Genomic DNA, 25,187 nt, shown 5'->3' with positions numbered 1-25,187 from the left:
TAAACGATTTGCCCGGTCATCAGAAGGGTAACGGCAAGCAACTTCCTCTGCTGTGTCATATTTTCTTGCAATTAAACCCTGATATGAAACGCGAAGTTCCGTAAAAAGGACGGCGGATCTGTAAATCTAGAGGATATGCCGTTGAAAGGCCGTTTGTTTATTGCTGTATCTTTGCTCGCTTCGAGCGTTTCCTGCGCATTTGCCGTCGACTTCCCTGCTACGGTCGCGCCACCGGCTATTCAGGCTGGCTCCTGGGTGCTGATGGATTACACCACCGGTCAGGTCCTGACCGCGGGTAACGAACATCAGCAGCGCAATCCTGCCAGTCTGACCAAACTGATGACCGGCTACGTGGTCGACCGCGCCATCGACAGCCATCGTATCACCTTTGACGACATCGTCACCGTGGGTAAAGACGCCTGGGCGAAGGGCAACCCGGTGTTCGACGGGTCATCCCTGATGTTCTTAAAACCAGGGGATCGGGTCAGCGTCCGCGACCTCAGCCGTGGGCTGATTGTCGACTCCGGTAACGACGCCTGCGTCGCGCTGGCCGACTATGTCGCCGGCGGCCAGCCGCAGTTTGTCGCCCTGATGAATCAGTATGTCGAAAAATTGCACCTGCGGGATACCCATTTCGAAACCGTCCACGGCCTCGACGCCCCGGGCCAGCACAGTTCTGCCTATGACCTCGCGGTGCTGTCGCGGGCGATTATTCATGGCGAACCTGACGTCTACCACATGTACAGCCAGAAAAGCCTGACGTGGAACGGGATCACCCAGCAAAACCGTAACGGTCTGCTGTGGGATAAAACCATGAACGTCGATGGCCTGAAAACGGGCCACACCTCGGGCGCCGGGTTCAACCTGATCGCCTCGGCGGTGGATGGCCAGCGCCGGCTGATCGCCGTGGTGATGGGGGCGGACAGTCCGAAAGGCCGCGAGCAGCAGGCCGCTAAACTGCTGCACTGGGGGCAGCAGAACTTTGACACCGTGCAGGTGCTGCAGAAAGGCCAGAAGGTCGGCACCGAACGCATCTGGTACGGCGATAAAGAGCAGATTAAGCTCGGCACCGATCAGGATTTCTGGTTAGCGCTGCCGAAGGCGGAAGTGTCGCGGATTAAAGCGAAATATGTGCTGGATAAGAAGGATCTGGAGGCGCCGATCGCCGCCAACCAGCGGGTCGGCGAGATTTCGCTGTATGACGGCGACAAGGTGGTGGGGCACTATCCGCTGGTCACCCTCGAAAGCATCAATAAAGGCGGGGTGTTCTCGCGAATGAGCGATTACCTGCACCACGAGCTGTAACCATGATAACCGCCTCTTTGCAGGCGGTTTTTTTTCGTCTGTCGCTCCTGCTGGCGGGGCGCCTGTTTTTTCAGCAGTGTGATGGCGACTCTGTTAATTCGCGCACATACTGAGGGGGGATCTCCTGTTAAATTAACTGTATATTAATACAGTCATTTATCCCCAAAGGAGGCAAGATGAACTACAGTATCACCACCCTCGGCAAGAAAACCATTGCCGGTTTCCATCTGGTCGGGCCCTGGGATCAAACGGTCAAGCAGGGGTTTGAGCAACTGATGATGTGGGTTGAGAACCATCAGGTGCCCGCCCGTGAATGGCTTGCCGTCTACTACGATAACCCGGAGGAAGTGCCGGCGGAAAAACTGCGCTGCGCCACCGTGGTCGCCGTTGACGAGGATTACGTCATTCCCGCCAACAGCGAAGGGGTGATACTGGCGGCGGTTGCCGGCGGGGATTACGCCTGCGCCCGCGCGCGGGTGGTGGATTACGATTTTGCCACCCCGTGGATGCAGTTTTTCGACAGCCTGCTGCAGAGCACAACGTATCGCGTGGCCCCCAGGCCCTGTTTTGAGATCTATCTCAACGACGGCAACCACGACGGCTACTGGGATATCGACATGTATGTCCCCGTTGAGCGCGTCGCGTCGTAGCGGTTTACCCCTGTTCCGGACAAGGATTTTTACATTCCCGGCACGCTCCGGGCGAAAAAGCAGTTACAATTGGCCTTTTCGTTTTGCCGGAGAGGGTTGTGCGCGCTGATAAATCACTCAAGCCATTTGAGATCCGCTTGTATCGCCATTATCGGGTGGTGCATGGCGTGCGGATTGCGCTGGCCTTTGTGCTCACTTTTTTGCTGGTGCGGCTGCTGAACGTGCCTGAGGGGACCTGGCCTCTCATCACCCTGGTGGTGGTGATGGGTCCGATCTCCTTCTGGGGCAACGTCGTGCCGCGGGCGTTTCAGCGCATCGGCGGCACGATCCTCGGCTCGGCGCTGGGGCTGGTGGCGCTGAAGCTTGAGCTCATCTCCCTGCCGCTGATGGTCCTCTGGTGCGCGGCGGCGATGTTCCTCTGCGGCTGGCTGGCGCTGGGCAAGAAACCCTATCAGGCACTGCTGATCGGCATTACCCTGTCGGTGGTGGTCGGGGCGCCGCCCGGCGATATGCATACCGCGCTGTGGCGAAGCGGCGACGTGATCTTCGGCTCGCTGCTGGCGATGCTGTTTACCGGTATCTGGCCGCAGCGGGCGTTCATCCACTGGCGCATCCAGATGGCCAGCTATGTCACCAACTTTAACCGCCTCTACCAGGCCGGCTTCTCGCCAAATCTGGTGGATCGGCCGCGGCTGGAAAAGCATCTCCAGCAGGCGCTGAACGACGTCGTCAAAATGCGCGGGCTGATCACCCCCGCCAGCAAAGAGACGCACATCCAGAAGGCGATCTTCGAGGCTATCCAGACCGTCAGCCGCAACCTCGTCTGCATGCTGGAGCTGCAGATCAACGCCTGGTGGGCCACCCGTCCGGGTCATTTTGTGATGCTCAATGCGCACACCCTGCGGGAGACGCAGCAGATGACCCAGCAGACGCTGTTGGCCATCGCCCACGCCTTGTATGAAGGGAACCCTCAGCCCGTTCGCGCCAACAATGAAAAGCTGAATGAAATTGTCCTCGAACTGCGCCAGCTGATGAAAGAGCAGGGGGACGACAGCCTGGCGGAAACCCCAATTCATGGCTATGTTTGGCTCTCGATTGAACTGGCGCGCCAGCTGGAGCTGCTGTCGCATCTGATCTGCCGCGCGTTGCGCAAATAAGCACCAGATGCACCGGGTAACTGCATGGGTTGTTTCGATTCAGCAGCGTTTAGGGTTATGATAAACGCAAAGGAAAAAACATTGTCATCAGCGACTGCTAGCAGTTATGTTAGCCCTATAACGCAGTCGCTTTACGAATCCGAATCTCAATTATTAGGGGTGTAAAAATGGAAACAACTAAGCCTTCTTTCCAGGACGTACTGGAGTTTGTTCGTCTGTACCGTCGTAAGAACAAACTGCAGCGTGAAATTCAGGACGTTGAGAAAAAGATCCGTGATAACCAGAAGCGTGTTCTGCTGCTGGACAACCTCAGCGACTACATCAAACCGGGCATGAGCGTGGAAGCTATCCAGGGCATCATCGCCAGCATGAAGAGCGATTACGAAGATCGCGTTGATGATTACATCATCAAAAATGCCGAGCTGTCCAAAGAGCGCCGCGACATCTCCAAAAAACTGAAAGTGATGGGCGAAGCCAAAGTCGAAGGCTAATCCCTGCCGGTCCGGCGGCGATCGACGTCGCCGGGCTGTTCTGCTCTACCTCCCCATTCGTCTCTTTTTCTGCAAAACTTTGTCCCGGCAACTGACTCTCCTCACCGACTCTTTGCTATACTGCCCCGCGAAAACGTATTGATATCGGAAAGGTTTCTCTCATCCTGGCCGGGCATCTGACGCAGCGGCGTCAGAGCGATATCTCAACACCTCTCACCTCTCCGACGATCGATTCGCCAGAAGACAAACTCAGGTGCTGACCGGGCGCGACCGAACTCTTCCGCTGCTTTCGCCGACAGGAGTCAACCTCACGTGATTAAGTCATTCTTTGCTGCACTCTCGTTTATCAGCCGCCTGCCGGTCCCGGCGCGGTTATCTCAGGGCCTGGAGATCGAACAGTACCAGCGCAGTATCGTCACCTTTCCGCTGGTCGGTTTACTGCTCGGCGCCATCGCCGGCGCAGTGGCGCTCCTCCTGCAGCCGTGGTGCGGCGTCCCGCTGGCGGCGCTGTTCGGCGTGCTGGCGCTGGCGCTGCTCACCGGCGGATTTCACCTTGACGGGCTGGCTGATACCTGCGACGGCATCTTCTCCGCCCGCACCCGCGATCGGATGCTGGAGATCATGCGCGACAGCCGGCTGGGCACCCACGGCGGGCTGGCGCTGATCTTCGTGCTGGTGGCGAAAGTGCTGGTGGTCGGCGAGCTGCTGCTGCGCGATACCCACCCCATCGCCGCGCTGGCGGCGGCCTGCGCCGTCGGTCGCGGAATGGCGGTGCTGCTGATGTATCGTCATCGCTACGCGCGGGAAAAGGGGCTGGGCAATCTGTTTATTGGCAAAGTTAGCCTGCAGCAGACGCTGGTGACGATGGCGATGGGGGTAGCGCTGGCCACCGTCCTGCTGGGGCTGCAGGGCCTGCGCGCCGCGCTGATCACCCTGGTGCTGATCTGGGGTCTGGGATGGGCGCTGAAGCGAACCCTCGGCGGGCAGACCGGGGATACTCTCGGGGCGGCGATTGAGCTGGGTGAATTACTCTTTTTACTGGCGCTGCTGTAAGGCCTGGCGCCAACGATGAGGAACAGAATGGAAACACTTTCTGCGTTACTGGCTGCCATTCCGCAGCCCGATGTGGCGGGCATGGCGCGCGCTCAGCAGCATATTGATGGCCTGTTAAAGCCGCCCGGTAGCCTTGGCCGTCTGGAGACCCTGGCCGTGCAACTGGCTGGTCTGCCGGGGCTGCAGGGGCAGCTGGCGCTGGCGGAGAAGGCGATAGTGGTCATGTGCGCCGACCATGGCGTCTGGCATGAAGGCGTGACGCCTTCGCCGCAGGTGGTGACGGCCATTCATGCCGGCAATATGGTGCGGGGCAACACCGGCGTCTGCGTGCTGGCGGCGCAGGCCGGGGCCAGGGTGCAGGTGGTGGATGTCGGCATCGATGCCGACCCGCTGCCGGGCCTGATTAACCTCAAGGTGGCCCGCGGTAGCGGGAATATCGCCCGGACGGCGGCGATGAGTCGCCAGCAGGCGGAGACGGTGCTGCTGGCCAGCATGCATCTCACCCGCCAGCTCGCCGCCGACGGGGTGAAAGTTTTTGGCGTCGGCGAACTGGGAATGGCCAATACCACCCCGGCCGCAGCCGTGATCAGTGTCCTGACGGGCAGCGATCCTGACGCCGTGGTGGGCTGTGGGGCCAATCTGCCGCTGGCGCAGCGGGGCCATAAGGTGGCGGTGGTGCGCCAGGCGATAGCCCTTAACCAGCCGAACCCGGAAGAGGGGCTGGATGTCCTGGCGAAGGTGGGCGGTTACGATCTGGTGGGCATGACCGGGGTGATCCTCGGGGCGGCCTCCTGTGGCCTGCCGGTGGTGCTGGATGGCTTCCTCTCCTATGCCTCTGCCCTGGCGGCGTGTCGCATGGCCCCGACGGCGCATCCTTATCTTGTCCCTTCGCACTTGTCGGCGGAGAAAGGGGCGCAGATCGCCCTGGACGCGCTGGGTCTGCGGCCCTATCTCGATATGGACATGCGCCTGGGAGAGGGCAGCGGCGCCGCGCTGGCCATGCACCTGCTGGAGGCCGCCAGCGTGATGTACAACCAGATGGGAACGCTGGCGCAGAGCAACATTGTGCTGCCCGATACCGCGCCGTCGTCCTGATGGTAGAGCGCATCGTCTCCACGATGGGGGGACGATGCGCTGCGTTTACAGCGCCTGCTGCCAGATCGCCTGGGGCAGGAGGTAAACCTGCGCCGGGGCGCGCATGCCGTCGGTGACAATATGGCGGATGCCGCTGGCCATCACCGCCAGGGTGACGTCAAAAGCGTTCAGGCTGTCGCCGAAGCCCGCGGTCAGGTTGAGCATCGAACCATTGGCCAGCAGATAGATGGTTTTGTCGGCCATGCGGTAGGCGTTGATATACGGCATCACCTCTTCCTGAGGGTACTGGCGCAGGTACTCGCCGTCGATCTCTTCCGCCACGTGGCCGACGTTAAGGATAAAGACTCCCGCTTTCGCGCGCTCCAGCGCCTGGCGATTAACCACGTTTTTCCCGCCTGTCGCCGTGGCCACCACGTCCGCCGAGGCGATAGCCTCCTGCAGATCCACCACGTGCCAGCCGTCGTAGGCTGCCTGCAGACGACGGGCAGGATCGATCTCCGCCACCATCACCTGACCGCCAAAGGCTTTTGCCGCCGCCGCGACGCCCTGGCCGACCAGGCCGTAGCCGATCACCAGCACTTTTTTCTCATGCAGGGTGAGATGAGTGGTCTGGAAGAAGGTGTGCCAGGCGGTGAGACCGACCATATGGCGGTTGTGCAGCCCCTCTTTGACCGGCAGATCGTCCCAGTTAAAGATCGGATAGCCTGGCTGAATATCGCCCAGCCGATTGACGCCCGAGCCAGTGGCTTCCAGACCCGCCACGATGTTACCGAACTCGCCGCGCTGGTGGAGCAGGGTGGTGATATCGGCGCCCATCTCGCACAGGTGAGTGGGCTGCCAGGCAATCGCTTTTTCCCATGACTGTTGCCAGTCGGCGTCGCTCATATTGCGCCACGCGCAGGCCTCGGCGCCGCGCTCCACCAGCCAGGCCACCACGTCGTCCTGCACGGTGGTGGGGTTACAGGTGGTTAAAAAAACCTGAGCGCCCTTGTCGAGGATCCCCTGCACCAGCGGGATCATTTTCATGTCGAGGTGCATACAGCAGGCCAGGCGCACGCCGCTGAGGTCGGGCAGGGCGGCGACCTGACGCAGGGTACGCGGCATATTCTGGCTGGCCCATGCCACTTCTTTCGCTAAAGAGATTTTATTATTCACTGGGTTATGACCTTCAGTTCGCAAAAGGGGTATCCCCCTGACAGAAAAGGGATTCTATCAGCCCACGCGAGAATTCACAGCCCTGTGCCCTATGGACGATATTGCCTACGCTATCCCCCTGTGAAATACATGGTTGTTAATGTAAGGTTAAAAAAAGAAAATAAAATATAAGTAATTCCTATGACCTAAGCGATAAAGCGATGTTGAGTGTCATTTCAGCGGGGCTGTTTTCACGGCTGCGGATTTTCCTTGGGCGCCTGAAGCCGCACGCGCTGCCGGTGGCCCGCCGGCATATCGTGCTGGGATCCATTGGCGCCGGCACCGGGCTGGCGGTAACCAGCATGTTCAGCCACTGGCTGCTCGGCGAAGTCAATTTGTGGTTTATTGCCCCCATGGGCGCGTCGGCGGTGCTGTTATTTGGCGTGCCGAGCAGCCCGCTGGCGCAGCCGTGGTCGATTGTCGGCGGTAATGTGCTGTCGGCGCTGATCGGCGTCACGGTGGGCATGCTGGTTCCCGACCCGGCGCTGGCCTGCGGGCTGGCGGCCGCGCTGGCGATCGCCGGGATGTATTTTCTGCGCTGTCTGCATCCCCCCGGCGGCGCGGTGGCCCTGACGGCGATCCTCGGCGGCGCCGGGGTGCACAGCGAAGGCTATCACTTTGTGCTGACGCCGGTGCTGCTCAACTCGCTGATGCTGGCGCTGCTGGCCATCGTGTTTAATAACCTGGTTGGCCGCCGCTATCCGCATTCGCTGGCGGCGGAGGAGGTCAAGCCCCGGGCGGTGCCACTGGGCATCTCGGTCACCCGGGAGGATATTCACGCCGCGCTGCTGGAAGGCCAGTTCCTCGACATTGATGAAGACGATGTCCAGGAACTGCTGGAGAATATCGAGCAGCAGGCGCGCCAGCGCATCGCGATGGCTGCCCGCCGCTAAGGGCGCGCTTCGGGCTGCGGGTTACAGATCGCCGGTAAGATACTGCGCGACCCCGCGGCCAAAGCTCCAGTCACCTTTCTGATTACTGATAATCGACACCATCACATCATCGCCGCTCAGGCCGCAGTGCTCCGCCAGCTCCTCCTGCAACAGGGCGAAGAAGCGTTGCTTCTGCGCCTCGCTGCGCGGGCTGGTATAGACCCGCACCACCACCAGATCCCGCGAGCGGGTCAGTCCGAGGCCGGTATCGTCAATCACCATATGGTGGGCTTTGTTTTCGTGAACAATCTGGTAGCGGTCGCGTTCCGGTACCTCGAAGGCACGCAGCACGGCGCGATGGGCGGCATCCAGCAGGGTTCTGATCTCCTGTTCCGTACGGCCTTCAATCAGGTCAAATGTCAGTAATGGCATGCAGGTGTTCCTTATCGTTAGGGAATAATGACGGGCTGAACAGGATGCTAGCCGATGCCGTCGCGGGCAAAAACCGCTATAGTTGAATACATTGTTTTTACTGGTGAACAATCACATGAGCGAGAGTCGTCCGGAGAGTTACTGGGCCCATCTGTACTGGCTGACGGTGCTGGAAGAGCAAAAAAGCTATACCCGGGCCGCGGAAAAGCTGGGGATCAGCAAGTCGGCTATCAGCCAGAAAATCAGCGAGCTGGAGCGGGTGACTGGCAAAACCCTGGTCCATCGCACTACCCGCAGCGTGAGCCTCAGCGAAGACGGACTGCGGCTGGTGGCGGAGCTCAACGAGCCGTTTGGTCAGTTGCGGGATATTTTCACCGGTGCCTGCGATGAGGGCGGGCCGCTGCGGGGAACGCTGCGCCTGACCGCGCCGGTGGCCTTTTCCCGCCAGCAGCTGGTCCCGGCGATCGCGCCGTTTTTGCATCAGCATCCCCAGCTGCATTTGCAGCTTGAGGTGACCGACCGGCTGGTCTCTCTGGCCAGCGAAGGGTTCGATCTTGCCATTCGCCACTGTCGGCGCGAGGCGCTCCCGGACACCCACGTCGCCTGGCCGCTGTGTCACACCGCGACGCTGATCGTCGCGTCCGCCGACTATATTCGCCGCTATGGCCGCCCGGAGACCCCCGACGATCTGCGCCACCACCAGTGCCTGACCTATCCCCGTGGGCCACAGCGCCCGCAGTGGACGTTCGCCTCCCGCCAGGCGCCCGATGAACGGGTGACCATCAATGTGCAGGGGCCCTTCGCCACGAATAACAGCGAGTCGCTACGCGATGCCGTGCTGGCGGGGCTTGGGGTGGCGCTGCTGCCGGATTTCAGCGCCCGGGAGGCCATCGGTCGCGGGCTGGTGCAGGAGCTGCTCCCGGCGTGGCAGCCGGTGGAGGTGTTTGCCGATAAGCTGTACGTCATCCGGCCCTATACCCCGCGCGTGTCGCGCGCGGTGGAAACCTTCAGCCGCTACCTGAAAGCGACCTTTAGCGAGCCGCGTCCAGCTCCCGCGCCAGCGCCTCGCTAAAGCGGGGAAGCAGATGGCGCTCGCCGGGAAGCCGCTGCGCGAGGGTGACGGTTTTGTCGGCGCAATAGATCCGCTCGCTGCCGAGCTGCGCTTCAAAGGCGTTCGCCGCCTGATGCGCCGCGCTCAGATCGGCGTCAATAAGGATCACCGCATGGGCCAGCACCACATGGCCGCGGCCTGCCGTCAGCGGCCGCCAGTACTGGGCGGTACCGACAATCTTGCGCGCCGCCTCGCCCTCCCCGCAGGCGAGGTTATACCGGCCATCGCAAAAGGAACCGTTTACCGCCCGGGCGTGGCTGGCAACGCCGAAGCGCGCGAGGGTACGCTGCAGCACCGCGCACAGCGAGTGATAGATGGGTTCGGCGGCCTCGCCGAGCGACTGCTGCACCGGCCAGGCGAGGCTAAGGTTGATAATGCCCGGCCCCTGAGGCACCAGACCGCCCCCGGAGCGGCGAAGCCATACCGGCCAGCCGCGCGCGGCAAAATGCGCACTGACTGCCGGCAGATCCGCAAACTGACGATAGCTCCCGGGCACCACAAATCCCTGCGGCGCCTGCCAGAGTTGGGCGACGGCCTCCCCGGCGCTGGCTTTGGCAAACAGCGGCTGTTCCGCCTGGGTGGGGTCCTCGCAAAACTGCAGCGCCAGCGAGGAGGGGGTAAAACGGCGAGGCCAGCAGTCGGCCAGCGATAACAGAGACATGCATTCTCCTTACCGGAGGGCGCGGGTCACGCCCTCCGCTGGTGGGTCAGTGGACGGTCTGTTTTTTCATCAGCAGGGCGGTGAGCGCCGACAGCAGGCATCCCGCGGTCAGATAGAGGGCCACGCTGTGCCATGAACCGCCGGAGAAGGTGACCAGCGCCGCGGCGATAAACGGCGTAAAACCGCCGCCGACCACGCTCGCCACCTGGTAGCCGACGCCGGCGCCGCTGTAGCGATAGCTGGCGCCGAACAGCTCGGTAAACATCGGCTGCTGGACGCAGACCACCATATCATGGGCGATATTGGCCAGCATCAGGGCGAAGAACAGGATCCAGAAAACAGACTGACTCTCCAGCGCCATAAAGAACGGAAAACCGCTCAGCGTGCCGATCAGCGCGCCGGTGATATAGATCCGTCGGCGACCAAAGCGGTCTGCCAGCCAGGCGAAGCAGGGGATAGTCAGGCAACTGAGTCCGCCCACCAGCAGGCCGATGTTGAGAAACAGCTCGCGCGGCAGGCCGAGGTTTTGCGTGGAATAGTTGAGGGCGAAGGCGGTGACGATATACATCGTCAGCAGTTCGCACAGCCGCAGGGCGATAATCAGTAAAAACGCTCCCGGATGGCGAAGCAGGGCTTCCACCACCGGTAGTCGCTTTTTCTCCGGCTGAAGGTTGGCCTGGCTCTGCTGCGCTTCAAATTCCTGCGATTCCGCCATGCCGTTACGGATCCACAGCGCAATAAGGACCAGCACCACGCTGAACAGGAACGGTAAGCGCCAGCCCCAGCTGAGGAACTGCTCGTCGGTGGTCAGGCTGCTGATCAGCGATACCAGCCCGGTGGAGAGCAGCAGGCCGACGCCGTAGCCTACCTGCACCCCGCTGCTGTAAAAGGCTTTTTTCCCCTGCGGGGCGTTCTCCACCGAGAGCAGCGCCGCGCCGCCCCATTCCCCGCCGACGGCAAACCCCTGAACGGCCCGCAGGAACACCAGCAGCGCCGGCGCCCACCAGCCGATCTTGCTGAACGAGGGGAGCAGGCCGATGCAGGCGGTGGCGATACCCATCATCCAGACGGTCATCATCAGCATCCGTTTACGCCCGAGGCGGTCGCCGAAGTGGCCAAAGATAATCCCGCCGAGCGGGCGAAAGAGAAACCCGACGCCGAAGGTGGCAAAGGCGGCAAGCGTCCCCATCGCCGGGCCGATCTGCGGGAAAAACTCGCGGTTAAACACCAGCGCGGCGGTAATGCCATAGAGAAGAAAATCGTACCAGTCGACCACCGCGCCGGCAAAACTGCCCCATGCCGCCCGCCGGGCGCGAAGCAGTGAATCTGGCGCCTCGGCGGGCTGCACGCTTATTGTTGAATCCATACCCTGTCCTGTCTGTCACATAATTTGTCGTTATTGGAATGAGACGCTTTTACTGTTGCGTCAGCGTTGAGACTACCGCGCAGCGGCCGTGGAGGAAAGTAGTTTGCCTGCTAAGCGGGGAGATGGCGCAAAAAAGAAGCGACGGGAAAGGCGGGCTAAATCACACCCTGTACTAAACAATCTGGCAATTTGCCAGCCAGCTTATACTTTTAATTAAATCAACGGATAACAAAGAGGGACACCTTTTAAGAATTGACGTAAATGGTTTACACTTAACATGTCTCCTTCTCTGGAATGGTGAGTTAAATGCGTCTACTTCTTGCAGTGTTATTTTGTTCTGTCATGTTGCCTTCCGCTTACGCTGAAAAACTGCCTGCGCCGACAGGAAAACCTGTACTGACCATTTCCGGAAAAATCGGGAATACGAACGTCGGTGACAAAGCCGTTTTTGACCTCGCGGCGCTGGAAAAACTGGGGATGAAAACGGTGGAAACCACCACCCCCTGGTACACCGGTAAGGTTCGTTTCGATGGCATTCCCCTTAATAAACTCATGGATTTAGTCGGCGCTAAGGGCAAATCCGCGCGCGTGCTGGCGCTTAACGACTACACCACCATTATCCCGATTGATGATTTTTATAAATTCCCGGTCATTATGGCCTTAAAAATGAACGGCGAATATATGCGCGTTCGTGATAAAGGTCCATTATTTATCGTCTACCCTTACGACAGCAGCACTGAATTACAAAACCAGATCTATTATTCCCGATCGGCCTGGCAAGTTTCTAAGATTATTATAGAGTAAGGGTTGGATCTTGAATCGAATACTCACGGCTATTATTTTGTCGTTATTTATTGTTACCGGATATATTACCTATCTGGTGCATGAGCGACAAAGTGAGTTGCAAAAATTTACCCGCTATACAGACTCGTGGTCAATGTCGCAGATGGTGTCGGAATATATGCGACTGGAGTCTCGTCTGGCGGGAATGGCGATCGGGGCCGAAGGGGCGGACCACGATGAGGTGCGCCTGCGCCTGGAGATCATGATGAGCCAGATCGAACTCCTGCAGCAGGGCGATCTGGGTAAATTTATTAATAAAAGCGAACAGCGGAAGACGGTGGTCGCGACGCTGATTCGTAATCTTCATCTGCTTGATAAACAAGTTGATACCATGACGCCTGAGCAGGTCAAACAGATCCTGCCGGTGTTGAGTGAACTGGATGGCCCCCTGACCTCAATGGCCGCCGCCACCCTGACGCAAGATATTAATATCGTTAATATCACGCATGATAAAATCCAGCATCTTTATTATATCTACTCGGTGATCTCCATTCTGCTGATCGCCATGTGTATTACCCTCGGCCTGTTGATGCTCCGGCAGAATAATAACCTGCGTCGCGCCCATGTGCGCATGAAGACGCTGGCCAACGATCTGCAGGCCTCGAAAGAGAAGTTGCAGGTACAGAACCGCCGACTGCAGTACGATGCCTACCATGACTCGCTGACCGGTATGCCGAATCGTCTCTCTTTCTGGCAGCGGTTGCAGGAGATTGTCAACCAGGTGCGCCCCTATCAGGGGTGCGCGGTGGTGATGCTGTTCGACCTTGACAGCTTTAAGGATGTGAACGATACCCTCGGCCATGATGCTGGCGATAAGCTGCTGCAGGATCTGGCCAGTCGTCTCTCTTTTTTCCGCAAAACCTCCGAGACGCTGTATCGCCTCGGCGGCGATGAGTTCGCGATGCTCTCTTACGATCTGACTGAAGAGATGGCTCTCGAGCGCGCCAATGTTATCCGGGAGAAGATCAGCCAGCCCTATCAGATCTACGATGCGCAGATTAATATTGACGCCTGCATCGGGATCGTTATCTCTGACGGCGAAAGCCGGACCGATTATCTGTACAAGTGTGCCGACCTTGCGCTGTACGAGGCGAAAAAAGAGGGCAGCGGTCATGTGCAAATTTTCCGGCCGGGCATGCTGCAGCGCCTGCAGGAGAATAAATCATTTGAAGATGACCTGCTGCAGGCGCTGGCTCATGACGAATTTAAAGTCTACTACCAGCCGATCGCCGATACCGTCACGCGCGAAATCTACGGTTATGAAGCGCTGGTTCGCTGGTTCCATCCCGTGCGCGGCGCTGTGCCGCCAACGGTGTTTATTCCCGTCGCGGAGAAAATCGGCCTGATCAATACCCTCGGCGAGTGGGTGCTGAAAACCGCCTGCGCCGAAGCGGCCAGTTGGGCGACGCCGCTAAAAGTCTCGGTCAACGTTTCGCCGATTCAACTGATGAACACGTCGTTGACCGATACCATTATCGGCGTGCTGCAGCAGACCGGCCTCGATCCGCGACGCCTGGATCTGGAGATCACCGAGTCGGACGTGTTCAATGAGAATACCCGTTCGCTGGAAATTCTCAGCCAGCTGCGCGAGCAGGGCATTCAGATTTCCATTGATGACTTTGGTACCGGCTATTCTTCCCTGTCCCGTTTAAGCTACTTCCCGTTCGATAAAATCAAAATTGACCGCTCGTTTGTTATCAATATTCCGGAGCAAAAAGACGATTTGGATATCGTTCGCCTGATTATCAGTATGGGAAAGAGTCTGCATATGCGTATTGTGGCGGAAGGCGTGGAAACCGAAGAGCAGTTGACCTCGCTGCAGGCGCTGGGGTGCGACCTGGTCCAGGGGTATTTAATCGGCAAGCCGAGTCCGCTGCGCTAACAAATTTTTAACGCGTTTACTTTTATTCTCCCGGGCGATTTCAGGATCCTGAAATCGCCTTTTTTATTTTACCGCGTCGCTAATCCCTGAGAGGTATAAAAAGGAGTAGACGGTAAAAGCAGCAACAAAATAATATCCTTAGCGTTTAAAAGGGGTATATGATATGCATCATATAGGCTATTTCTGAACGTCGCATTTGAGACGGTAAAGTGAGGCACCATCATGCAGCGAATCATTATTCCCACCCATTACGTTCACACCCGCAGCACGCCGCTGTGGACCAGGGAGACCGCCCCGGCCTCTATCTGGCGTCGCCATCTGGATGCCGGCACCCGGCAGGGCGTCTATCCTCGTCTCTCGGTGATGCAGGGGGCGATCCGCTATCTCGGCTATGCCGATGAAACCAGCCCCGAGCCTGTTGAAACGCTGACCATTGAAGCCGGGCAGTTTGGCGTGTTTCCGCCGGAGAAATGGCACTGTATTGAGGCGCTCAGCGAGGACACGGTTTTTAATGTCGACTTTTACGTCGATCCGAAAATTCTCATCGAGGGATAACAAGAGATGAACAGCGAAAATAAAGGCTATGCCTTGGCAGTTGAGAATGGCCAGCGTCAGGAAAAACGCGAAAAAATATATCTCAAACCGATGGCGCTTTATATTCCGCAGCACGCGGTGGAGGCGGTAAATAGTCTGCTGGATGACCTGCCAGCTGCTAATGAAGAAGAGGAGTGGGTGTTAACCGTCACCAATAATAATAACGGCGTCTCGGTTGATAAAACCTTTTCCTCGCTGGCGGCGCTGCGCGACCCGCTCACCGCCGCTGATACGGTGAAGGATCTGATCAATATCGTTCGCGGCTACGAGTCCGATGAAGAGACCAACGTTTGCGGCTGGTAAGCCCGCTACTCTTCCGCCGGATGGCGACCGTCACCTAATACCATCTGGCCGACCAGCCACTCCCGCAGAGCGATAATATCCGCGCGCTGCGCCGCAGCCTCGGTGGTGACCAGGTAGTAGCAGGCGCCCGGTAATGCACAGCTAAACGGCGCGGACAACACCCCGCGCTGCAGCAGATCCCGCGCCAGCAGTTCGCTGGCGATCACCACCCCCTGGCCGGCCACCGCCGCCTGCAGGGCATGGGTCTCATCGCTAAAGGTTAACCCCGCATCAATATTCAGCGTCGACGGCCCATAGCGGCGGCGCCAGTTCTCCCAGTTTGGCGAGTCGGCCGGCACGCGGCGGTTGGCGACGTGAAACAACGTCACCCGCTGCAGATCTTCAGGCCGGGCGAGGCCCAGGGACGGGCTGGCGACCACGATAAAACGATCCTCATACAGCAGCGTACAGCACAGGTCTGGTTCCGGCGTTTCACGATAGCGAATCGCGGCGTCCACGGTACCCAACTGTAGATCCACCCGTTCGACGCTGGTGTGCAGACGCAGGTCGATAGCCGGAAAGCGAGCGGTAAAGTCCGCCAGCCGTGGCACCAGCCAGTGGGTGAGAAAATTGGAGGTGGTGGTGACGGTTAAGGATGGTGGCTGACGGGCATGAGCGATCTGGACGACGGCCTGTTCCAGGGCGCTAAAAGCGCGCTGCGTGGCGGCGTAGAGGATCTCGCCATCGGCAGTCAGACTAACGCCCTGTGCGCTGCGTTCGCACACCCGGCACTCCAGCACCGACTCCAGCAGTTTAATCTGATGGCTGACCGCCGTCGCGCTGACGCCGAGCGCCCCGGCGGCCTGTTTAAAACTGCGGTGGCGGGCGACGGCATGAAAGGCGCGCAGCGCCCCCAGCGGCGGTAGACGGGGTGTTCTCATGGCTGAGTTTTTCTCATCTATGGCTGAAAACTATGCGTTTGTGTAAGGCAATATAGTGGCGCTAGGCTACGGGCATGTAAAGACAGTGGCATGAATTAAATTCATGCTGCTTCGCCTGTCAGGAGTCAATTATGCACGTTGTAAGCCGCTACACCGCCGCGGACGCGGCGGGGATTATCGAGCCGCGTGGCCGCGCCATCGCCCTGAGCGTGGCTTTTGCCGCCGGAGCCTTGCTGTTAAACATGGTTCCCGTTATCGGAGTGACCGGCACGCTGAGTCTGCTGACGGCACTGAGCGCCGCCTGCGGCGCCGGGTGGGGATCCACACGCGGGCATTCCTGGCTTTATCGCTCGCCCCTGGCGGCGACGCGCTGGGCCTTTCTGCTGTCGGCGGCCGGCTGGCTGCTGGCACTGGTGGCCTGGTATGGCGGGCAGGACTGGCCCGCCATGCTGCCGGGCGTGGCGTGTGGCGGGGCGGGGGCGGCTGTCGCCTGGCGGATTGCGGCGGGACGGTCGATGCAGTGTGGGCCCAGACTCGGTGGCGCAACGCTGCTGAGCGTGGTCGTTGTCATCGCGGCGACGCTGTTGGCCCAACACACTGCCGGGGCCGGGCGCAGCGGCGTGTGCTTCGCCTTCGCCGTGCTGCTGGACCTGTCGCTGCTCGGCGCGCTGATCGTGCGCATCAGGCAGCTGGAGAGTGCGGCGTAAGTGAGTCCGGGAGGCAAATGAAACGAGACGGGGTAAGTCACCCGGCGTGGTGACAAATTTCTTCTACACTGTTACAGGCATCACATTCCTGTGCGGTCGGCACTCCTGCCGGCCGCCGTCGGCGTTCAGCCCAGGCACGGGCCTGCAGGCTGGTTATCCTGAAAGAGGAGTCTGTAACATGGCATTTGTCACCACCCAAGACGGCGTCAACATTTACTTCAAAGACTGGGGTCCAAAGGAAGCTCAGCCGATTGTCTTTCATCACGGCTGGCCCCTGAGCGCCGACGACTGGGATAACCAGATGTTGTTTTTCCTTGCCGAAGGTTTTCGGGTCATCGCTATCGACCGTCGGGGTCATGGCCGCTCCGATCAGGTTAGCGAGGGGCACGATATGGACCATTACGCGGCGGACGTTTCGGCGGTGGTGGAACATCTGGATCTGCACAATGCGGTCCACGTCGGGCACTCCACTGGCGGCGGCCAGGTTGCCCGCTACGTCGCCCGCTACGGCCAGCCGCAGGGGCGGGTGGCGAAAGCGGTGTTAATTAGCGCCGTCCCGCCGCTGATGGTGAAAACCGAGCAGAATCCGGGCGGTACGCCGATCGAGGTGTTTGATGGTTTCCGCAAAGCGCTGGCGGCGAACCGCGCCCAGTTCTATCTCGACGTCGCCTCTGGCCCGTTCTATGGCTTCAATCGTGACGGGGCAGAAGTGTCGCAGGGGACGATCCAGAACTGGTGGCGACAGGGAATGATCGGCAGCGCCAAGGCCCATTATGAAGGTATCAAGGCGTTTTCAGAGACTGACCAGACGGAAGACCTTAAGTCGATCACCTTGCCGGTGCTGGTGATGCAGGGGGATGACGACCAGGTGGTTCCCTATAAAAATGCGGCCATTCTGCAGGACAAACTGCTGCCGAACAGCCAGCTAATCATTTATCCTGGCTTCCCGCACGGGATGCACACCTCCCACGCCGATACCATCAACGCCGATCTGCTGGCGTTTATCCGCGCCTGATCTTCCCCCTTTGCCGGGCAGAGTGCCGTTAATGGCATTCCGCCAGCGCCCTGGTCGCCAGTCGCCGGGGCGCGCTGGTTGACGAGCAGGGGAAATCTGCTTAACTCATGGGATACCTGACGACTATTTTCCCCCTGGCAGGATAAAACGCCGGGTTTCTCTGTGGAAACCCGGCAGAATTCTGCGCAAGAGACAAGAGAGAGACAATGAAATTAGCCGGACTTCATCCCGACGAGCAGCGTCGCCTGCAATCGCTACGCTCTTCCGGGCTGTTGAATAGCGGAAAAGAAGAACGCTTCGATCGCCTGACCAGGCTTGCCCGTTCGCTGTATAACCTGCCGGTGGCGTCCATCAGTCTGGTGGGGGAAGATCTCCTGCATATCAAGTCCTGTGCCGGCCTCGATGTGGACACGGTGCCGAGAGATATTTCATTTTGCGCCCATACCATCCTGCAAACCGACCCGCTTATCGTCAACGACATGCAGCAGGACGAGCGCTTTCACGATAACCCGCTGGTCATTGCGGCGCCGTTTATCCGTTTTTACGCCGGGTATCCGGTGCAACTGCCGGATGGCGCGACCGTCGGGTCTTTTTGTCTGATGGACCACCAGCCGCGTTCATTTTCCGCCCATGAAATGCAGATCTTAAGCGATCTGGCGGCGATCGTGGAGGATGAGTTCAAGGTGCTGGATGCGGCAACCTCGGATGAGCTGACGGGACTGTTTAATCGCCGGGGGTTCCTCACCCTGGCGGAGTATGCCCTGCTGACGGCCCAGCGCCGCCAGGAGCCGGTAAGCCTCGCCTTTGTCGACCTCGACCGCTTCAAGCACATCAATGATACCTGGGGGCATGAAGAGGGTGACCGCGCGCTGATCGCCATCGCCGATTTGATGAAAGCGGCCTTCCGTGAGTCCGATATCCTCGCCAGGCAGGGTGGGGACGAATTTATCATTCTGTTCGCCAATACCAGCCGCCACGATGCCGCGACAGCGATGGAGACGCTCAGTCACAACGTGGCCCGTTTCAACCAGCAGGCGGCTCACCCCTGGCAGCTGGCGTTCTCCTGGGGCTGCGTCGAGTACGATCCCGCCAGCCATCCCAGTCTCAACGCGCTGGTGGCCACCGCTGACCGGCTGATGTACCAGGCGAAGCAGAAGCAGGGTCGCGAGCGTCGCTAACCTGGCGTGGAGGCGTTCTGCAGGTACCGCTGCGCCAGCTGCCGCTTCTGCGCATAGCTGCTGAGCAGCGCCTGCTGTGATTTGCCTTCGTTATCGTAAAACAGACCGCCTTCGTCGGCGATAAAGCGATAATGCTGTTCCAGCTGGCCTATCACCCAGTCGATACGTTGCAGAGTGAGTAAGGTACACGACTGGCCATGCAGATCGTCTTCGATATCCAGCACGTGGGAGCGGAAAGCCTCCACGGCAAATAACCGGCGCAGCGCGGCTGGGTCCGCCAGCGCCGACGCCCAGCGCGCCGTTATCTGCTGAAAATGGGCCTGCACCTGCGGGGCGGCCTGTCGGGCGCGGAGCCAGGCGAGCTTGCGCCGGTAGCTTTCGAGCGCCAGCCGCTTCAGATCGCGATAGTGCGCCAGCTGCTGCTCCGCGCCGGGAACCTGGGTCATCAGCCAGCTAAAAAAGAAGCGGGTCTCAAAGCGCTCGACAAAGTGGAACAGCGGATCGGCCAGACCGTTGCTGTTGAATTCCCTGAGCGGATCGAAGGGATACATGTAGCCAAAATCGAACAGCCACAGCTGCTCCTGATGGTCCACCAGCAGATTTCCACGACAGAGATCCCACTCCATCAGCCCCTGTTCTTCGCAGGCTTCCAGGGTCGTAAATAGCTGGGCGATCAGCGGCGGGGTCAGCTGGTGAATCAGCTCGCCATCGATCCACGGCGAGAGCAGGATGCCGAGGCGATAATCGGCATACAGCGTTGGGACGATGTGGGTGAAGCGCGGGGCGGTGACCGGGTTATCCTTCAGCCGCTGCAACGCTTGCCGGCGCTGCACTTCATTTAAAAACGACAGCTGGCCGTTGAGGTTGGCGACGCCGGCGACGGCGCGTCGTTTTTTTAAATTGTACTCCTTGCCAGCGATGCGCAGCCGGTAAACCTCGCCGGTCAGGCCTGAGCCGTATACCTGCACCACATAAGGGGAATCGGGGCCCAGTACGGCGAGGGTTTCTGGTGGCAGCGGGCAGTGGCTGATGTCGCCGACGATAAGGGGTTCTCCGCTGCGATCGAACGCCTGCTGTTGCTGTTGTCTGAGGTTCATGGTGCCTCCGGGTATAACGTTAGATAGCGTGGATAATCCACGCTATCTCACCCGCAAGCGGTAGTGAATTCATCCTACTGGCGGGGGCTTTTTCAGGCTGAGCTGGGGGGCGTTCACGGAGGATACACGGGGCGTAGGGAGGCGGCAGGGAAAGGCAAGCACCTGAGCAAATCTGTCCTTCGCGCTATCGCTGATGTTCCTCCAGCGCAACCCGGATATGGAAGCTGCGCCGCATTTTGTTTATCTGATTCGCCATAATCCTTTGAACCCCAGAATCAGTTTTCTATTATCGCCTTCTTACAAGGAACTCAGTTCTCGCCTGCACACAATGCTTCCTGACCTGCAAGAAGTGCCCGATGTATCAGGATGGTCGCCGTTTTACAGGTCATCACACCGCTGAAAACAGCCGGATCTGTCGTTCGATGGATGACGGTTTATTACGCTAAGGAAATCACATGAGTCTGATGAGTAATTGTGCACAATCCACCCTGGATGTTATATTAAAATATAATATTCGGAGGTCCTCTATGTACAAAACTCGCCTGAAAAAGGTTGGCGGATCCATCATGCTGGCGGTTCCTCCCGCCGTGCTGAAAGCGCTGGAGCTGTCGACAGACAGCGAAGTGGGTATGACTATAGATAATGGCTGCCTGATTATTGAACCGCAGAAACGGCCCCATTATTCGCTTGAGGAACTGTTGGCGCAGTGCGATCCGCACGCCGAAATGAGCGAAGAGGATCGGGAATGGATTGATGCGCCTGCGGTGGGCAAGGAGATTCTGTAAAAGGACAGAGGGGAAATCTGGCTTGTTTCACTGGATCCGATTGCTGGCCACGAGCAAAGTGGAAAACGTCCGGTCCTCATTGTATCGAAGGCATCGTTTAACAAGCTGACCCGGCTACCGGTCGTGGTTCCCGTCACCAGCGGCGGAAACTTTGCACGTACAGCAGGCTTCACGGTTTCACTGGAAGAGGCGGGGACCAAAACAACAGGCGTTATTCGCTGCGACCAGCCCAGAACTATCGATATGGCGGCCCGGAACGGCAAGCGTCTGGAACGCATACCTGACGCCGTTGTCAATGAAGTGCTTGCCAGGCTGGATGCGATTCTCAGTTAACGTCAGCGACGCAAAAAAGCAAAAAGCCTGCTCGAAAGCAGGCTTTTTAAATTTGGCTCCTCTGACTGGACTCGAACCAGTGACATACGGATTAACAGTCCGCCGTTCTACCGACTGAACTACAGAGGAATCGTGTGGAGTCGTATCTTAGCGGCGAAAAATCTTTTGTCAAACATCAATTCGCCTGTTCAGGTGCAACTGCCGCTTCCATCAACAATTTGTTGTCATTTCCGACAATTATTCAGGAAAAATACTTTGCAGGATATCCATTTCTCAATCATCATTTGAAATGTTGTTTCAACATCTCTCACTAAGGTCTCTCTTGAACGTCACCTCCGCCGTACGCCAGGCCGTCGAACGGACATCCTGGTTTAAAAAACGTCAGCGTTATCGTGTGCTGTACTGGCGCGAAATCAGCCCTCTCGCTGTCCCCATTCTGCTGGAAAATGCCTGTGTGCTGTTGATGGGGGTATTGAGCACCTTCCTTGTCAGCTGGCTGGGAAAAGAGGCCATGGCCGGGGTGGGGCTGGCCGATAGCTTTAACATGGTGATCATGTCGTTCTTTGCCGCCATCGATCTTGGCACCACGGTGGTGGTGGCTTTTAGCCTTGGCAAGCGCGATCGGCGGCGGGCGAGAGCGGCCGCGCGTCAGTCGCTGGCCATTATGACGCTGTTTTCCATTTTGCTGGCGGGAGTGATCCATGCCTTTGGGCAGGAGATTATTGATTTTGTCGCCGGTGACGCCACTGCGCAGGTCAAGGCCCTGGCCCTGACCTATCTGGAGCTGACGGCGCTGAGCTATCCGGCGGCGGCGATTGCGCTGATCGGTAGCGGTGCACTGCGCGGCGCCGGAACCACCAAAATCCCGCTGCTGATCAATGGCGGGATGAATATCCTCAACATCTTAATCAGCAGCGTGCTCATCTACGGCATCTTCTCCTGGCCGGGGCTGGGGTTTGTCGGCGCCGGTCTTGGGCTGACCATTGCCCGCTATATTGGCGCGATAGCCACGATCTGGGTGCTGATGGTGGGTCTCAATCCGGCGCTGAGGCTGTCGCTGAAGGGCTACTTCAAACCCTTTAACTTCGCCATTATCTGGGAGGTGATGGGGATCGGCATCCCGGCCAGTATCGAATCGGTCCTGTTCAATGGCGGCAAGCTGCTGACCCAAATGTTTGTCGCCGGGATGGGTACCAACGTTATCGCCGGCAACTTTATCGCTTTTTCAGTGGCCTCGCTGATTAACCTGCCGGGCAACGCCCTCGGCTCCGCCTCGACGATCATCACCGGTAAGCGGCTGGGAAAAGGGCAGATTGGTCAGGCTGAATTCCAGGCCTGGCACGTATTTTGGCTGTCGACGATCATTCTGACGCTGATCGCCTGGGGCAGCGCCCCGTTCGCCGGCTTCATTGCCTCGTTCTATACCCATGAAGACGACGTGAAAGAGGTGGTGAAGCAGCTCCTGTGGCTCAACGCCCTGTTTATGCCAATCTGGTCGCTGTCGTGGACCTTACCCTGCGCGTTTAAGGGGGCCCGCGACGTTCGCTATACCATGTGGGTGTCGATGCTGGGCATGTGGGGCTGCCGGGTGGTGGCGGGCTATACGCTGGGTATCGTGCTGGGGATGGGCGTGATAGGCGTGTGGTTGGGGATGGTGCTCGACTGGGCGGTGCGCGGCGTGCTGTTTTACTTCCGCATGGTGAGCGGTCGCTGGCTGTGGAAGTACCCGCGCGTGAAGGCCACGTCGGAGGAAACCTGAGCCGTTTGCGGGGATGAACGCCATTTTTTGCGCAAAGTGAAGAATAATTCGGCAAACGATTCATTTTATTGAAAACAGGCTTTGACAGCGCCGGGCGTCATCGATAATATGCGCCCCGTTCACACGATTCCTCTGTAGTTCAGTCGGTAGAACGGCGGACTGTTAATCCGTATGTCACTGGTTCGAGTCCAGTCAGAGGAGCCAAATTTAAGAAGCCTGCTTTCGAGCAGGCTTTTTGCTTTTCTGCGCGCCACGCTTCCCTGTGGACGCACATCCAAAGTTCTCGCCGGGCCGTTCGTTTCGCTCATCCCGGCACTGACGATCCCCTGCGGGGAACGCCAGCGTGTTTCCTTTTTATCTCTGCGTCACCGGTTAGCGGAACGGCGGTTCGTTGAAGGTACGCAGCTTACGCGAGTGCATGTGATCTCCCTCGGCGCGCAGCAGGTCGATCGCCCGGATGCCTATCTGCAGATGCTCGGAGATAGCCCCCTCGTAGAAGCGGTTGGCCTGGCCCGGTAGCTTGATTTCACCGTGCAGCGGCTTGTCCGAGACGCAGAGTAGCGTGCCGTAAGGCACGCGGAAGCGATAGCCCTGGGCGGCGATGGTCGCGCTCTCCATATCGATAGCCACCGCGCGGCTGAGATTAAAGCGCAGCGCCGAAGCAGAATAGCGCAGCTCCCAGTTACGGTCGTCGGTGGTGACCACCGTTCCGGTACGCAGCCGCTGCTTCACCTCCTCGCCGGGCATCCCGCTCACCTGCTTGGTGGCGTCGTACAGCGCACGCTGCACTTCGGCAATGCTGGGGATCGGAATATCTGGCGGCAGTACCGCATCCAGCACATGGTCGTCGCGCAGATAGGCGTGGGCCAGCACATAGTCGCCGATAGCCTGGCTTTCACGCAGGCCGCCGCAGTGGCCTATCATCAGCCAGACATCGGGGCGCAGTACCGCCAGATGGTCACAAATGGTTTTGGCGTTAGCCGGGCCGACGCCAATGTTAATCAGGGTGATCCCTTTGCCGTCGTGGGTGATCAGATGCCAGGCTGGCATCTGGTGCTTCTTCCACGCCAGATCGGAAATGGCCTGTTCCGGCGCTTCCGTTTCCGCGGTGATCCAGATCCCGCCGGCGCAGGAGAGGGCGATATAGGGGCTGTCGGGATCGAGGATCTGGCTGCAGCCCCAGCTGACGAACTCATCCACATAGCGGGTATAGTTGGTGAACAGCACGTAGGGCTGGAAGTGTTCCGCCGGCGTGCCGGTGTAGTGACGCAGACGCGCCAGCGAAAAATCGACGCGGCGGGCGTCAAAGTGCGACAGCGGATAGAACTCGGTAGGGTGGAACAGGCCATCCGCGGTCTCATCGCCAATCTGTGACAGCTCGGTGGTGGGAAAATAGCGCGTCAGACCAGCGCTCATCGAGCGGTCGAGGGTCAGGGTGGAGCCATCTATCACATAAGGATAGGGGATCTCATGCTGCGACAGCTCGACGCTGATATGCGCGCCATAGTCCTGATACAGCAGGGTCAGCTGTTCCAGCAAATAGTTGCGGAACAGTTTCGGATTCGTAATGGTGGTGGTATAGCAACCGGCATGGGTGAAACGTCCCCAGGCGCGCGTTTTGAGGGCTTTATGATCGGCGCCGTCCCAGGAGACCGACAGCTGCGGGTAGACAAAAAGGCCTTCCGCACGGGCTTCGGTATCAGGGAGCGTATTATGGTCGATATAGTCGCCGATGGCCTTGCGTAACGCCGTGACCGAGGCTTCATAGCGCGCTTCCAGCTCGGCAAGCGCTTGTTCCGGGGTCAGACTGGCGGCCTTGTGATTCATTATTCGCTCCTTGTTTCAGGTCTGCTGACATTCCCGATAGTATGTCACAGCGTGAAAAGGACGAAGGGGAATTTATATATTGGATGCGAAGATACTGAGACTATAACTGGCTAAGGGCCGGACGTGCTCTTTATCCGCCGAGTTTGGCCCAGCGCTCACTGCTATAATGAGTGGCTTTGAGGATCTTCAACGTCTGCGCCGGGTTATTATTCAGACAATAACGAGCATTGGCCAGCGGAGTGAGTTTATCGCCTTCCTGCAGGTGGAGGCGACAAGCTTCAATTTCCGCAATCATCTCCAGCGCACCGCTCTGCAGCACGACGCAGCAGGAGCTGGTCATTGAATTTTTTCGTACTTTTTTTACCCACCACTCCATCTATATCTTCCTGTCCTGTTTGCGTCCCTGCCGATAATTCATGTTTCCTCAAGGTCTGACAATAAGATTATCCCCTTGGTTTATACAGTGTTTAAAAATACGCGACCGAACGTTGATCTCATCGGTAGGCTTTTTTTCACCGAACATGAATGATCTGCCGGGTTTAATTTGCCGGAACCGA

The 25,187-nt window shown here is 58.8% G+C and carries 27 protein-coding genes, 2 tRNA genes and 1 pseudogene; 20 read left to right on the top strand and 10 right to left on the bottom strand.

The window, feature by feature from the left end:
- Positions 1-141 precede the first annotated feature (141 nt).
- From dacD to cobT, 6 genes are all read left to right on the top strand, one after another.
- Entirely contained in the window at positions 142-1,305 is a 1,164-nt protein-coding gene (gene dacD, locus FHW76_RS02460; RefSeq protein WP_016161444.1) for a serine-type D-Ala-D-Ala carboxypeptidase DacD, read from the top strand.
- 176 nt (positions 1,306-1,481) lie between these two features.
- Entirely contained in the window at positions 1,482-1,955 is a 474-nt protein-coding gene (gene sbmC, locus FHW76_RS02455) for a DNA gyrase inhibitor SbmC (RefSeq protein ID WP_012967620.1), read from the top strand.
- 98 nt (positions 1,956-2,053) lie between these two features.
- On the top strand, positions 2,054-3,112 hold the full coding sequence (locus tag FHW76_RS02450) for an FUSC family protein (protein ID WP_004203544.1): 1,059 nt from the start codon (positions 2,054-2,056) through the stop codon (positions 3,110-3,112).
- 167 nt (positions 3,113-3,279) lie between these two features.
- Positions 3,280-3,603, top strand: coding sequence for a DUF496 family protein (locus FHW76_RS02445; RefSeq protein ID WP_002911883.1), 324 nt, complete (start codon positions 3,280-3,282; stop codon positions 3,601-3,603).
- Between the two features lie 312 nt (positions 3,604-3,915).
- Complete coding sequence (gene cobS, locus FHW76_RS02440; RefSeq protein WP_008804142.1) at positions 3,916-4,656, top strand: adenosylcobinamide-GDP ribazoletransferase; 741 nt, start codon at positions 3,916-3,918, stop codon at positions 4,654-4,656.
- Between the two features lie 27 nt (positions 4,657-4,683).
- Entirely contained in the window at positions 4,684-5,751 is a 1,068-nt protein-coding gene (cobT, locus tag FHW76_RS02435) for a nicotinate-nucleotide--dimethylbenzimidazole phosphoribosyltransferase (protein ID WP_071583038.1), read from the top strand.
- 45 nt (positions 5,752-5,796) lie between these two features.
- Here cobT and FHW76_RS02430 read toward each other — a convergent pair whose 3' ends face one another.
- Positions 5,797-6,906, bottom strand: a complete 1,110-nt coding sequence (locus tag FHW76_RS02430) for an adenosylhomocysteinase (RefSeq protein ID WP_023340482.1) — start codon at positions 6,904-6,906, stop codon at positions 5,797-5,799.
- A 200-nt stretch (positions 6,907-7,106) separates the two neighbouring features.
- On the opposite strand from FHW76_RS02430, the gene FHW76_RS02425 reads away from it, so the two are divergent.
- Positions 7,107-7,838: an HPP family protein gene (locus tag FHW76_RS02425; protein ID WP_023297929.1), complete on the top strand. Its 732-nt coding sequence runs from the start codon at positions 7,107-7,109 to the stop codon at positions 7,836-7,838.
- Positions 7,839-7,859: 21 nt separating this feature from the next.
- Here FHW76_RS02425 and FHW76_RS02420 read toward each other — a convergent pair whose 3' ends face one another.
- Positions 7,860-8,249, bottom strand: a complete 390-nt coding sequence (locus tag FHW76_RS02420; RefSeq protein WP_032730768.1) for a tautomerase family protein — start codon at positions 8,247-8,249, stop codon at positions 7,860-7,862.
- 115 nt (positions 8,250-8,364) lie between these two features.
- On the opposite strand from FHW76_RS02420, the gene FHW76_RS02415 reads away from it, so the two are divergent.
- Positions 8,365-9,321, top strand: a complete 957-nt coding sequence (locus FHW76_RS02415; RefSeq protein ID WP_032735985.1) for a LysR family transcriptional regulator — start codon at positions 8,365-8,367, stop codon at positions 9,319-9,321.
- Here FHW76_RS02415 and FHW76_RS02410 read toward each other — a convergent pair.
- Together FHW76_RS02410 and shiA are read right to left on the bottom strand one after the other, a co-directional pair.
- Positions 9,281-10,021 (bottom strand): lipoyl protein ligase domain-containing protein, encoded by a 741-nt coding sequence (locus FHW76_RS02410; protein WP_183476178.1) that lies wholly within the window; start codon positions 10,019-10,021, stop codon positions 9,281-9,283. The genes FHW76_RS02415 and FHW76_RS02410 overlap by 41 nt on opposite strands.
- Before the next feature lie 46 nt (positions 10,022-10,067).
- Positions 10,068-11,387 (bottom strand): shikimate transporter, encoded by a 1,320-nt coding sequence (gene shiA / locus FHW76_RS02405; protein ID WP_183476176.1) that lies wholly within the window; start codon positions 11,385-11,387, stop codon positions 10,068-10,070.
- A 306-nt stretch (positions 11,388-11,693) separates the two neighbouring features.
- On the opposite strand from shiA, the gene FHW76_RS02400 reads away from it, so the two are divergent.
- The gene (locus FHW76_RS02400; RefSeq protein ID WP_012541125.1) at positions 11,694-12,191 is read left to right on the top strand and encodes a molybdopterin-dependent oxidoreductase; all 498 of its coding nucleotides are present in this window, start codon (positions 11,694-11,696) and stop codon (positions 12,189-12,191) included.
- A 10-nt stretch (positions 12,192-12,201) separates the two neighbouring features.
- A complete protein-coding gene (locus FHW76_RS02395; RefSeq protein ID WP_012967625.1) occupies positions 12,202-14,112 on the top strand; it encodes a bifunctional diguanylate cyclase/phosphodiesterase in 1,911 nt (636 codons plus the stop codon).
- Here the strand turns inward: FHW76_RS02395 and FHW76_RS26300 are convergent.
- A pseudogene (locus tag FHW76_RS26300) lies at positions 14,109-14,237 on the bottom strand (hypothetical protein). The gene FHW76_RS02395 and the pseudogene FHW76_RS26300 sit on opposite strands and share 4 nt — an antisense overlap.
- 97 nt (positions 14,238-14,334) lie before the next feature.
- Between FHW76_RS26300 and FHW76_RS02390 the strand changes: the two are divergent.
- Positions 14,335-14,667, top strand: coding sequence for a DUF1971 domain-containing protein (locus FHW76_RS02390; protein ID WP_008804152.1), 333 nt, complete (start codon positions 14,335-14,337; stop codon positions 14,665-14,667).
- 6 nt (positions 14,668-14,673) lie between these two features.
- Positions 14,674-15,009, top strand: coding sequence for a DUF1869 domain-containing protein (locus FHW76_RS02385; RefSeq protein WP_032733309.1), 336 nt, complete (start codon positions 14,674-14,676; stop codon positions 15,007-15,009).
- Positions 15,010-15,014: 5 nt separating this feature from the next.
- Here FHW76_RS02385 and FHW76_RS02380 read toward each other — a convergent pair whose 3' ends face one another.
- Complete coding sequence (locus FHW76_RS02380; RefSeq protein WP_008804154.1) at positions 15,015-15,929, bottom strand: LysR substrate-binding domain-containing protein; 915 nt, start codon at positions 15,927-15,929, stop codon at positions 15,015-15,017.
- A 131-nt stretch (positions 15,930-16,060) separates the two neighbouring features.
- On the opposite strand from FHW76_RS02380, the gene FHW76_RS02375 reads away from it, so the two are divergent.
- The 3 genes from FHW76_RS02375 (at position 16,061) to FHW76_RS02365 (ending at position 18,829) form a co-directional block, all read left to right on the top strand.
- Positions 16,061-16,636, top strand: coding sequence for a hypothetical protein (locus FHW76_RS02375; RefSeq protein ID WP_012541129.1), 576 nt, complete (start codon positions 16,061-16,063; stop codon positions 16,634-16,636).
- A 178-nt stretch (positions 16,637-16,814) separates the two neighbouring features.
- Positions 16,815-17,651: an alpha/beta fold hydrolase gene (locus tag FHW76_RS02370; RefSeq protein WP_008804155.1), complete on the top strand. Its 837-nt coding sequence runs from the start codon at positions 16,815-16,817 to the stop codon at positions 17,649-17,651.
- Positions 17,652-17,857: 206 nt separating this feature from the next.
- Complete coding sequence (locus FHW76_RS02365; RefSeq protein WP_016161433.1) at positions 17,858-18,829, top strand: sensor domain-containing diguanylate cyclase; 972 nt, start codon at positions 17,858-17,860, stop codon at positions 18,827-18,829.
- On the opposite strand, the gene FHW76_RS02360 is transcribed toward FHW76_RS02365, so the two are convergent.
- Positions 18,826-19,926, bottom strand: a complete 1,101-nt coding sequence (locus FHW76_RS02360; protein WP_183476174.1) for an AarF/UbiB family protein — start codon at positions 19,924-19,926, stop codon at positions 18,826-18,828. The genes FHW76_RS02365 and FHW76_RS02360 overlap by 4 nt on opposite strands.
- Before the next feature lie 527 nt (positions 19,927-20,453).
- On the opposite strand from FHW76_RS02360, the gene FHW76_RS02355 reads away from it, so the two are divergent.
- Positions 20,454-20,711 carry an AbrB/MazE/SpoVT family DNA-binding domain-containing protein gene (locus FHW76_RS02355; RefSeq protein ID WP_012541132.1) on the top strand — a complete coding sequence of 86 codons (258 nt, stop codon included), beginning with the start codon at positions 20,454-20,456 and terminating at the stop codon, positions 20,709-20,711.
- Positions 20,712-20,726: 15 nt separating this feature from the next.
- Entirely contained in the window at positions 20,727-21,044 is a 318-nt protein-coding gene (locus FHW76_RS02350; protein WP_183476313.1) for a type II toxin-antitoxin system PemK/MazF family toxin, read from the top strand.
- Positions 21,045-21,097: 53 nt separating this feature from the next.
- Here the strand turns inward: FHW76_RS02350 and FHW76_RS02345 are convergent.
- Positions 21,098-21,173: transfer RNA gene (locus FHW76_RS02345), tRNA-Asn, on the bottom strand.
- Between the two features lie 5 nt (positions 21,174-21,178).
- Between FHW76_RS02345 and FHW76_RS26615 the strand changes: the two genes are divergently transcribed.
- From FHW76_RS26615 to FHW76_RS02335, 3 genes are all read left to right on the top strand, one after another.
- A complete protein-coding gene (locus FHW76_RS26615) occupies positions 21,179-21,358 on the top strand; it encodes a DUF5951 family protein (RefSeq protein WP_219163281.1) in 180 nt (59 codons plus the stop codon).
- Between the two features lie 8 nt (positions 21,359-21,366).
- The gene (locus FHW76_RS02340; RefSeq protein WP_016161429.1) at positions 21,367-22,803 is read left to right on the top strand and encodes an EmmdR/YeeO family multidrug/toxin efflux MATE transporter; all 1,437 of its coding nucleotides are present in this window, start codon (positions 21,367-21,369) and stop codon (positions 22,801-22,803) included.
- 128 nt (positions 22,804-22,931) lie between these two features.
- Positions 22,932-23,007, top strand: a tRNA-Asn gene (locus FHW76_RS02335).
- A gap of 168 nt (positions 23,008-23,175) precedes the next feature.
- On the opposite strand, the gene FHW76_RS02330 is transcribed toward FHW76_RS02335, so the two are convergent.
- Together FHW76_RS02330 and pmrD are read right to left on the bottom strand one after the other, a co-directional pair.
- Positions 23,176-24,630, bottom strand: coding sequence for an AMP nucleosidase (locus FHW76_RS02330; RefSeq protein ID WP_064141536.1), 1,455 nt, complete (start codon positions 24,628-24,630; stop codon positions 23,176-23,178).
- Between the two features lie 130 nt (positions 24,631-24,760).
- Positions 24,761-25,006 carry a signal transduction protein PmrD gene (pmrD, locus tag FHW76_RS02325; RefSeq protein ID WP_008804171.1) on the bottom strand — a complete coding sequence of 82 codons (246 nt, stop codon included), beginning with the start codon at positions 25,004-25,006 and terminating at the stop codon, positions 24,761-24,763.
- Between the last annotated feature and the right edge of the window lie 181 nt (positions 25,007-25,187).

It is taken from the genome of Klebsiella sp. RC2 (assembly GCF_014192815.1).
In the GTDB taxonomy this organism is placed as follows: domain Bacteria; phylum Pseudomonadota; class Gammaproteobacteria; order Enterobacterales; family Enterobacteriaceae; genus Klebsiella; species Klebsiella variicola.
The sequence above is the reverse complement of the archived record's forward strand: the minus strand, read 5'-3'. Positions and strand labels throughout refer to the sequence as shown.